General features: G+C 43.7%; 9 protein-coding genes and 2 pseudogenes. 3 read left to right on the plus strand and 8 right to left on the minus strand.

Annotated elements, in window-relative coordinates; translation table 11 throughout:
• Positions 1-17: 17 nt before the first annotated feature.
• The 7 genes and pseudogenes from V7150_RS08030 to V7150_RS08055 form a co-directional block, all read right to left on the minus strand.
• A pseudogene (locus V7150_RS08030) lies at positions 18-250 on the minus strand (Tn3 family transposase); the annotation flags it as partial.
• Positions 251-310: 60 nt separating this feature from the next.
• Positions 311-1,762 (minus strand): serine hydrolase domain-containing protein, encoded by a 1,452-nt coding sequence (locus tag V7150_RS08035; RefSeq protein WP_335515960.1) that lies wholly within the window; start codon positions 1,760-1,762, stop codon positions 311-313.
• A 254-nt stretch (positions 1,763-2,016) separates the two neighbouring features.
• Positions 2,017-2,403, minus strand: a pseudogene (locus V7150_RS08040) (MMPL family transporter); the annotation flags it as partial.
• Complete coding sequence (locus V7150_RS26570; protein ID WP_420490267.1) at positions 2,376-2,771, minus strand: hypothetical protein; 396 nt, start codon at positions 2,769-2,771, stop codon at positions 2,376-2,378. The gene V7150_RS26570 and the pseudogene V7150_RS08040, both read right to left, overlap by 28 nt.
• 242 nt (positions 2,772-3,013) lie before the next feature.
• Entirely contained in the window at positions 3,014-3,421 is a 408-nt protein-coding gene (locus V7150_RS08045) for a DUF6223 family protein (protein ID WP_335515961.1), read from the minus strand.
• Between the two features lie 134 nt (positions 3,422-3,555).
• A complete protein-coding gene (locus V7150_RS08050; protein ID WP_335515963.1) occupies positions 3,556-3,939 on the minus strand; it encodes a VOC family protein in 384 nt (127 codons plus the stop codon).
• A 340-nt stretch (positions 3,940-4,279) separates the two neighbouring features.
• The gene (locus V7150_RS08055; protein WP_335515966.1) at positions 4,280-4,756 is read right to left on the minus strand and encodes a DUF6220 domain-containing protein; all 477 of its coding nucleotides are present in this window, start codon (positions 4,754-4,756) and stop codon (positions 4,280-4,282) included.
• 364 nt (positions 4,757-5,120) lie between these two features.
• On the opposite strand from V7150_RS08055, the gene V7150_RS08060 reads away from it, so the two are divergent.
• From V7150_RS08060 to V7150_RS08070, 3 genes are all read left to right on the plus strand, one after another.
• Positions 5,121-5,807: a response regulator transcription factor gene (locus tag V7150_RS08060; protein WP_335515968.1), complete on the plus strand. Its 687-nt coding sequence runs from the start codon at positions 5,121-5,123 to the stop codon at positions 5,805-5,807.
• Positions 5,804-6,922 (plus strand): sensor histidine kinase, encoded by a 1,119-nt coding sequence (locus tag V7150_RS08065; protein WP_335515971.1) that lies wholly within the window; start codon positions 5,804-5,806, stop codon positions 6,920-6,922. The genes V7150_RS08060 and V7150_RS08065 overlap by 4 nt, the downstream gene beginning before the upstream one ends.
• An 863-nt stretch (positions 6,923-7,785) precedes the next feature.
• The gene (locus tag V7150_RS08070; RefSeq protein WP_335515974.1) at positions 7,786-8,052 is read left to right on the plus strand and encodes a hypothetical protein; all 267 of its coding nucleotides are present in this window, start codon (positions 7,786-7,788) and stop codon (positions 8,050-8,052) included.
• 44 nt (positions 8,053-8,096) lie between these two features.
• On the opposite strand, the gene V7150_RS08075 is transcribed toward V7150_RS08070, so the two are convergent.
• Entirely contained in the window at positions 8,097-9,203 is a 1,107-nt protein-coding gene (locus tag V7150_RS08075; RefSeq protein WP_335515977.1) for an AbrB family transcriptional regulator, read from the minus strand.
• Positions 9,204-9,286: the final 83 nt, after the last annotated feature.

Consider the following 9,286-nt stretch of genomic DNA (forward strand, 5'->3'; position numbering starts at 1 on the left):
GGAAATTCAGGGTTTTATCATGTCCGTAGTGGCCGTAATGACTCAAATGATGTTTTATTCTTAGGATTAATCGAATATTCTCCGAGAAAGTTTTTGTTTTCCATCCTAGTGGGGATATATGTGGGAGTAGTTCCTCGTGATATTTTCCTTTAGTTTTTATATGTTCAATTGCCTGTGAAAGATACACCGTATTCCAAATACTGATGGCATTAATAATTATATTTCGGGCACTAGCACGTTGTAACTGATTTGGCGGGACTCCTATTATAAAGTGAAATTTCCTCCTGTTTTCTCACTTATTCCCAATACTTCAACTTTGATGCTTTTTCATTCCAATCGACCGAACCAACCGAATGATTTCCATACTTCCCTTCAGTGCCATAAGTACAGTCACTATTTTCAGCCAAAGGAATACGTCCGGCTGAAAGATTGTTGCCATATGCCATATCGGTACAACTTGAGTCATACTCAACAACAGGATCATAAACAGACCTGCAAAATTCAGTACAATTTTTGCTATAACTTTGATAGATAGTTCAATACGGCCAGAATTGTCAGGACTCCACGGCCCAAAGCAGCGCTTCGCAGTTCGAGCGGTCGTATATAATAACCATACACTGAGTATGAATAGTAATCCATTTACAAGCATGTATTTCTGCGAAATGCTTAGACCTGATTCTCCAATCGGCTGTTCATTCAGCAAATTTATGACCCCGGAGGCAATGTGGGTAGTCGTAATAACGTGTGTATCGGGCCAAGCGGCATCGATTGCGTCAAGGACGTTAGCGAACACAATAACTCCTAGTTGTTGTTCCGGAACCATAAAAGTTTGGGCCTGGAAGCCTAATGAGCCACCCGGCGAACCGATAACCCGTAAACCGTTAATGTAATCTGACGACCAACCCATGGCGTACGTTCCCGGAACAGGTTCGGTCTGCATTAGACGTATGCTTTCCGAAGTGAGCACGGAATCATCTTCAAATCGGCCTCCGTTCATCTGGGCAATCAAGTAATGGCTCATGTCCTTCGCACTGGTATACATGTAGCCCGCTGGCGCATCCCCTGCAATATAAACAAAGGGGCCATCGTAGGCAACGTTGTATCCAAATATCCGACGGTAGGGCGTAGCCAGTCCGTGTGCAGCCGCTTCATCGAGCGTAACGTAGCTGTCATGCATAGACAAAGGGCTGAAAATATGTTCCTTCACATAGTCGCCATAGGACTGGCCGGATACTCGTTGCACAATATAACCAAGAAGTACATAATTTGCGTTCGAATACGTGTAGGGATGTTCGGTTTGCTTGGCTTGCTTTAAAAACTTTTCCGCATAAGACAAGGCGTTTTTCTCTATAGCATCTTGATATTGATCGTTGACACTTGCCAGCGTGTTGCTAAAAGTTGAAATTTGGGAGAACCCGCTTGTTTGGTTAAGTAACTGACGTACAGTAATGAACTCTGCACCTTTATACTTGGTGGGGATATAGCGCTGTATAGGCGCGTCTAAGTCAATTTTTCCTGTTTCGGCAAGTTGGAGAACGGCCATAGCAGTAATCGACTTGCCGATCGATCCTAATCCGAAAGGTGTTTCAGGCATTACAGGACGACCCGATGAATCGGCTTGACCATATCCCTTAAGGTAAAGAATGCGATCCCCCTGTACAATCCCGATAGCCAGACCCGGAAGGCGTTGTCGTTTCATTTCACGAGCAATATATGCATCCACTTCGGAGAAGACTGAAGTTCCAGATCGCTCTGCTTGCATGCTTCCACCACTTCGCGCTGAACTGAATAGGGGGAAGATGACCAGACCACACAAGATTATTGCTATTATTCTCATTTTCATTTTCATTCCATCCCTAGTTATTTTCTAAACTATCCAAAGATTGTTCCTATCGTACTGTCATACTCACACCTAAATATTTACTTCCATTTATATTGCAAACAATGTTAATTGTACATTTGAAGGTAATCCAGGCATAGGAGCCAATTCATGTTTATCCTCCCTTGAATAAAGGATCAACAGTCCTCGAATTGCTTTTTGATTGATGTTAAATCAGTACCTAAACCGGAGTTTCGGCGTCCGGGCCAGAAAGCCCATCTACCGAGGAGCAGAGTAATGGCCGGTACGAGGAAAGGACGCACAACGAACGTATCGAGCAAAATCCCGAGCGCGACAATGACTCCCATTTGCAACATCAACTGAACCGGCATCGTGATCAAAACGGCGAACGTACCCGCAAGAATGAGGCCTGCCGATGTAATGACGGATCCCGTCTCCTCCACGCCTTCCAAGACCGCTTGTTTCAACGGCATGCGCTTGCTTTTTTGCCATATGGAAGATATCACGAAAATGTTGTAATCCTCGCCTAGTGCGATCAAAAATACAAACGAATATAGCGGTATATTTTCAAAGCTTGAAGCGGCATTTGATGCAATGGCGGCACGGATGTCTGATACGGTACGGGATGTGTCGATAATCTTTCGGTAAATTGTTGGATGTGCTGCAGGTCGGTATCGGTCAGTCCTTCTTGGCGGTGCCACACGAATAGGGCAAGAGCATCTTCCGCATTCGGATATTCTTTCAAAACCAATTCGCTTGCTTGCACGGATGGCCTGGCGTCAGCCAATGGGGGAGTATTATTCACAACTTCTTTGCTAATGGGAGGTGCCAGCGTGTTTAACAGCCCTGCAGCGACTAACCAAATAAGCAAAATAACCCATCTGGTTATTGGGTCTGACACCCATTTATCGATTCCAATTCTATTATTCATGCCTATTCTCCTTTTTAACAACATCAAATGCGATTTTGCCAACAAGGGGCATTCGTCCAATGGACGTCGTTACCCAAAACATGATTATGGCGATTACCGGAGTAATTCCCAAGTTATCTTGAAGCTTGATACAATTCGTTTTTTTATTTTCATTCCCTAACTATCTCAAAATCATAGCCGTCCCCTGCGCCCACCGGGACACGTCCAAGGTTAGGAACCACAACACAGGTCACATGGTCGGTTCAGTCGGCACGGCGGCGGGAGCGGCGCAGAGTTATCCCAGCGAGGATCATGCTAGTCAGCCCCAACACTATGGCAAAGATAGCCCCGAGTCGCCCGTCACCGGTGCCGGGACCACTAGGGTATATGGTCACATGCACCCCAGCGTAGGCTATGACGATCAGCCCCACCACTATGGCCAAGATGGCCCCACGTCGCCCGCTGCCAGTACCGAAACGACCGGCGGACCGAGCCAGAGACAGCCCAGCGATGATCGCGATGATCAGCCCCACTACCGCGTCCATCGTGGCCCAGAGTCGCCCGGGGGTTAATCCGTATCCGATATTACTGTTGGTAACTTCAGCAGAGGCAAGAGTTGGCACAAGTAGAAATGCACAAAGTATTACGAATGAAACTAGCTTCATTTTCATTTGTTAATTCCTCCTCTTTGTTGGTTTTACAAATTAACAGATTTTAGGATGGGTGTATAAGAAAAACAAAAGCGAGCAATCACTTTTGTTCTTCTTATTGATGGTTATATGCAAATGAGGTAATGTTCTTTCCATCATTTGCTTGAAGGCTCGAAGAGTTCGATAGGATTACCTGCTGGGTCATCTAGTAAGATCTGCTTACCACCAAAACCTGTGACAATATCATTCCGGAAGCGTAGGCCTGCTTTACGCAAGGTCTCGACAATGCCGTCCAGATCATCGACCTCGATTTGAATCCGATTCCAGCCGCCGGGTTCCGGTTTTCTCCCATCCGGCATGGCTTGTGTGGCACCACCTTGACCATTTTTAGCGTTCACAAGAAGATTCAAGTCACCTCGCTGCAAAACAGCAAAACTGGGTGCAGGATGCATTTTGACAATGAAGTCAAGATGCTGTGTGTAGAATGCGATCGTCGCATCTACATCGTCGACAATGTAACGTACTCTGATTGGGGCCATTCTTTCTCCTCCTTAATTCGCTTTTCTAGCGTAGACATTCCAACTATCCCGAACACTCGTCCGTAAGCAATAACTGTACAGAAATCAGCTAATTCAAAAGTTCTTTGTTGTCTTTAGTCATTGTCTTGGATAAATAATAATGAGAACAAGGATACCGGACATTCCATATAGAACAATTACAATGAATCGAAACCAATGAGTTCTATTCTAATTATCATCCGCAACCAGATGCAGCGATCCTCCAGACGCGATAAGGATAGAAAGACCAATAGATAGTCGGATAGATTAGGGTGGCATCTTTACACTCTATCCATGTTGAAGATTGTGATTAAAACTCAATTCAAACGCTTTGATTCGCAGATTCTTGTTTTTTTTCTTTTTTGAGGGCATCGGTCCTCTTTGCGAGGGACACAGTTCCAAAAAACAACATCAGAGCGAGTACCGGATGAAGAGCAGATAAATATCCAATTCCAGACGGTAATATGGCGCTGACCGCTATCAAAATGATAATGCCGATCAAACCCGCACTACGCAGTTGAAGAGAAAGCGGCAGCCGAGCGATGAAAGAAATCACGAGTATCAGGATCGAACCAATGATTAGCAATCTGGCAAAGCCTGTATGGCTGGCCCATTGGGCCGAATCCCAAAACAGTGCGAGACCGGCAAGAAACACCTGGATCAAAATGCAAATCGCAAATATCCTTACCATTGCCTTAAACACCATACGCGCTCGAGTCACGAGCGGTGAGAGATTGGTTATTTCCTCCGCGCGATCCCCAACTTCAGGTTCACTGGGTTTTACAGATAGGTTACTCATCTTTTTACCTCGCTTTCAATTAAAATAATATTGGTCGGGTTTTCCATATAAGATTGTTCAATCGCTACCTCGACTTTAGGATCTTTGTCGTAAAATAGGCACCATAACTCCTCAAGCCGTTTTGCTACGAAACGATCTTGTCATTTTCCATGAAATTAATCCTCCCGTTCAGTTAGCCTTTCTTGTTCTTCGCGGCTATTTCTCTCGTTTCACCGTCAGTTTAAACAATAAATGTCGAGAACTTATGCAGATCTTCCTCTTTTTGTGTGGATATCTTCAAGAACATGGTAAATCACGGTATAATTTTCGGTAAGTGGTGTATTCCCGCACTGGAAGCAGACTAAACTGGAAAGATGTGATTGGAATGGAAACGAAATTGTTGCTTGTGGAGGACGAACCGGGCATGCTTGAGGAAATGCACACCTATCTCCAACGTGAAGGGTTTCGGGCATTGACCGCCTGTACCGGCATGGAAGCGCTCACGATTGCCCGGTCTGAACGGCCTGATATCGTCGTGCTTGATTGGATGCTCCCCGAGAAAAGCGGCATCGAGGTATGCCGCGAAATAAGGCAAACCTCGCATTGCGGTATTATTATGGTCACAGCCCGATCGGATGAATCGGATAAAATCGTCGGCCTGGAAATTGGTGCGGACGATTATTTGACGAAGCCGTTCAGCTTACGCGAGCTCGCTTCGCGCATCCGAGCCTTACTTCGCCGCTTGCGCGGACCTGAAGACAGGTCGATGTTCTTGGAAAGAGACAACCTGATCATTTCCGAGGCCAAATGTCAGGTATTCAAGGACGGCCAGGAGATCCAATTGACACCAACCGAATTCAAAATTTTGTATACGTTGGCTTCGCGTCCCGGAATGGTTTTCAGCCGCCTGCAATTATTAAAAACAGCACTCGCGGACGAATATATGGGATACGAAAGAACGATGGATTCCCATATCCGGAATCTTCGCCGCAAGCTGGGAGACGATCCGGCCAATCCTCGTTATATTCAAACGGTATACGGTTTCGGTTACCGATTCGGTGAACAATCATGACGTTGACGGTACGCCAAAAAATATTTGTCTCCATGGGACTGCTCGTTCTTATTATCGGCGGCGCTCATGCAGTAACCAAACAGGCTTACATGGAGTCTTTGTTCGATCAATTTCGTAAGGAAGAAATCGATACATCTTATTTAAACGCACTGCCAGGGGAACAAATCGAAATCTTGAAGACTTACGTTTCAGGTAAGATGCAGAAATTTTGGCTTGGAAATTGGGTGTTTTTCATAGCAACCGGGTTGTTCTTCAGTTTATGGATTTCGGGGGTGCTGACGATCCCGCTTAGAAGGCTCGTTGCCGCTATCGAACGCGTCGCGCAGGGGGATCTGGACGTGAACGTTCCTGTCCAATCAAAAGACGAATATGGTAAAGTATTCCAGACATTCAACGATATGACGCTTCGCCTTCGGGAAGCTGAGGACGCGCGCAGGCGGTTGGTAGGTGATGTCGCTCATGAGCTTCGAACTCCGCTGTCTATCATGCAGCTAAAATTAGAAAATGCTCAACAGACCGGTCAATACGTCCCTCCGGAAATGCTGCTTAGACTCCATGATGAAGTGATCCGCTTAGGCCTGCTTGTGGAAGATCTTCATGTCTTGTCGTTGGCTGAGGCGGGCCGGTTGGCATTGGATTGCAAACCGCTCGATCTATCGGCAAGACTTGAACAAGTCGTTGATGATGTGAAAATGGAGGCTGAGGAGAACGGACTGGAAATGCACTTCTATTCGAATACGAGGCCGGTAAAGGTGATGGCCGACGCGAGACGGATCACGCAGGTGTTCATCAATTTGTTGACTAATGCAATCCGCTACACGCCGGAAGGCGGAAAGATTTCGGTTGTAATTGAAGACAAGGTCCTAGATCGGAATGCAGTCTATACATGTGTCTCAGTGATAGATACCGGCATCGGTATTCCAGCCGAAGAGCTGGCCCACCTATTCGATCGTTTTTATCGCGTGGAAAAGGCCCGATCGCGGCATACAGGCGGAACGGGGCTCGGATTATCGATCGCTCATCATTTTGTCAGAGCCCACGGAGGGTTCATCCGCGTCGTGAGTGAACCTAATCAAGGTACGACATTTACCGTTTATTTGCCTTTGAGTAAATGATATTTAAAAAAGGCTCTTTTCTAAAATATTGTTGCTTCCAATATGTGTTTTTAAATGAGCATTTTGCATTAGTCTGATCCCTTGAGTAGCAAGGATTTTCGAGCATAAAAGGGACTTCACCCCGACTTGTAGAAGTTTTCAAGTGACCAAACCAGAAAACATCCAGAGGAAGTGAAATCACTTTGAATGTTCTCCAAGAAAGTCTATTTCTTTTGACGAACTGCAAAAACTTGAATCTAGAGAACGATTGCCTATCGAGATGAGGCAAGAGAACGGGGATCTGCGCGAATATCTGGAGTGCATCGATCACATTTGAAATAAGCATTTTATTGTCTAAAATGGTTTTTAAACGAAGCAGAGACGTGTTAATGTTTCAACAATGTCAGTAGATCCAGAATAAGTCACGTACTAAAACATTAATAAAATGATAATTCTTATCAAAGATTGGGGACTCAAAATGAGTTCCATTTTTTCATATAAATAAATCCAAATATGAATATATTTAAAACCACAAAAATGCTCTTGCTATTCCGTAATCATTCGCTGACCCATACATTACTTCTAAAAAATTCTTCAGAAAAACAGGCCTTTGTTAAAATAATTCAATATGTTGAAAAGCAGGTGATGTCCAATCGTTTATAGAAGATTTATTTATCTAAATATAGGAGGCCCTAATGAATACAAAGATGAATGATGGTTGGAAAAAAGATAGGATTGCATCAGCACATCGCGGGGAGAATCCTATGGTGTTGTGTGATCGGAGATACACAATTTCTTCCGGGTTATTGTCTTCTTTTGCCTTATGAGAAAGTCAGTACATTAAATATCTTGATTATAAGCAAAGAAGTGAGTATCTTCTCGACATGAGTTTAATTGGTGATGCGATTCAAGAAGTGTGTAATCCGAGAAGAATTAACTATTCTATTTACGGAAACACGGATGCATTTTTACATGCCCATATTTTTCCTCGGTATGATTGGGAAGCGGAGGAAAGGAAGCCGATGCCAGTATGGCAATATTCCGGTGAGATGTGGAGTGATACCCAATATCATTATTCAGAGGAGAAACATAGACAATTAAAAGAAAAGCTTCGTCATAAACTTCAACAATTATTTAAAAATGCCTATTAAGGTTTACTTAATCTATTCAAGGAAACAAATCGAGGAAGACGGCCTTAAGCTGTCTTCCTCGATTTTCTTTTTCCAGCTTTAAAAAACAATCTTAGAAGCGGTGGTATGGCAAAATAGATAAAAAAGAGCCTGAATAATTGGTATCCAGTTACCATGGATAAATCGGCGTGGACTTCGTGGGCAAGAATGGCCATCTGATCCATTCCGCCGGGTGCCAAGCTTAATAAACTTGTGGAAGGTGTTATATCGTAGTAATAAACCAGCAAAAACCCTAAACCCACAGAGCCTACAATCATGAGCAAACCACTAAGCAGGGCAAGGGTAATTATTTTCGCCTTATGCTCCAGTTTTTCAGGCTTCAATAATAAACCGATGTATCCGCCAATCATAAATTGGGATACATCCAAAATCGGAGGCGTAAGTGCGGGTCCATGCAGACCTGAAATCGTGGCAACCGCTGTTCCCAAGATTGGTCCTAATATAAACGGTGTAGGAAATTTCAATTTCTTAGCAAGAAAAGCACAAAGCACACAAATTAAGGCAAACAAAATGATATTGGGAAAAAGAGGAACAGTGTATTGGACCGTCTTTTCTGCTAAATCCGAAGCAGTATGATTAGGTGTATGGTTAAAAAGCGGTCCCAAAATAAGAAATGGGACGAAGAAAATGATCATCAGCAATCTAGCCACTTGTAGGAAAGTAACCGTGGTAATGTCGATTCCTTTCATTTCTTCTGCAAAAATAATCATTTGCGAAAGTCCTCCAGGAATGCTGCCAGTAAGTACAGTTGGATAATCCACTCCTGTAAGTTTGGAAACAACAAAGGCAATTCCTGCACAAAAACAAATTAATAAAACGGTCATTAACAGCATGGAAGGGAGTTTCTCCGTTATTTGCAAAAGGGCTTCTTTTGTGAATGATAAACCGATTGAGTACCCAACAATTATTAATCCTGTATCTCGAATGTATGCAGGCCAATAATATTGAATTTTTCGAAATCTGGATCCAATTAAAACAGCCGCCATTGGTCCAAGCAGCCATGGAATCGGAGTATGAATCACAGAAAAAACAAGTCCACCGATAAAGGCAGTTAATAGGGATATTGAAAAACGAATCACCTTGCTATCATATTTTTTCGAAGAATCAATCAAGGAAAACCCTTCTGTCTATAAAATATTTTTTTCGCTCGCCCCTTATTAAAGAGACTAGATATTTATGAAAATCAACATACATA

The sequence above is a fragment of the Neobacillus drentensis genome (assembly GCF_036965245.1).
Taxonomy (GTDB): Bacteria; Bacillota; Bacilli; order Bacillales; family Cytobacillaceae; genus Neobacillus; species Neobacillus drentensis_G.

Bases quoted from the DNA above. Each gene is read 5' to 3' on its own strand.
- V7150_RS08035 (WP_335515960.1), bottom strand. From the start codon at position 1,762: ATGCAAGCAGAGCGATCTGGAACTTCAGTCTTCTCCGAAGTGGATGCA.
- V7150_RS08050 (WP_335515963.1), bottom strand. From the start codon at position 3,939: ATGGCCCCAATCAGAGTACGTTACATTGTCGACGATGTAGATGCGACG.
- V7150_RS26570 (WP_420490267.1), bottom strand. From the start codon at position 2,771: ATGAATAATAGAATTGGAATCGATAAATGGGTGTCAGACCCAATAACC.
- V7150_RS08045 (WP_335515961.1), bottom strand. From the start codon at position 3,421: ATGAAAATGAAGCTAGTTTCATTCGTAATACTTTGTGCATTTCTACTT.
- V7150_RS08065 (WP_335515971.1), top strand. From the start codon at position 5,804: ATGACGTTGACGGTACGCCAAAAAATATTTGTCTCCATGGGACTGCTC.
- V7150_RS08055 (WP_335515966.1), bottom strand. From the start codon at position 4,756: ATGAGTAACCTATCTGTAAAACCCAGTGAACCTGAAGTTGGGGATCGC.
- V7150_RS08070 (WP_335515974.1), top strand. From the start codon at position 7,786: ATGAGTTTAATTGGTGATGCGATTCAAGAAGTGTGTAATCCGAGAAGA.
- V7150_RS08060 (WP_335515968.1), top strand. From the start codon at position 5,121: ATGGAAACGAAATTGTTGCTTGTGGAGGACGAACCGGGCATGCTTGAG.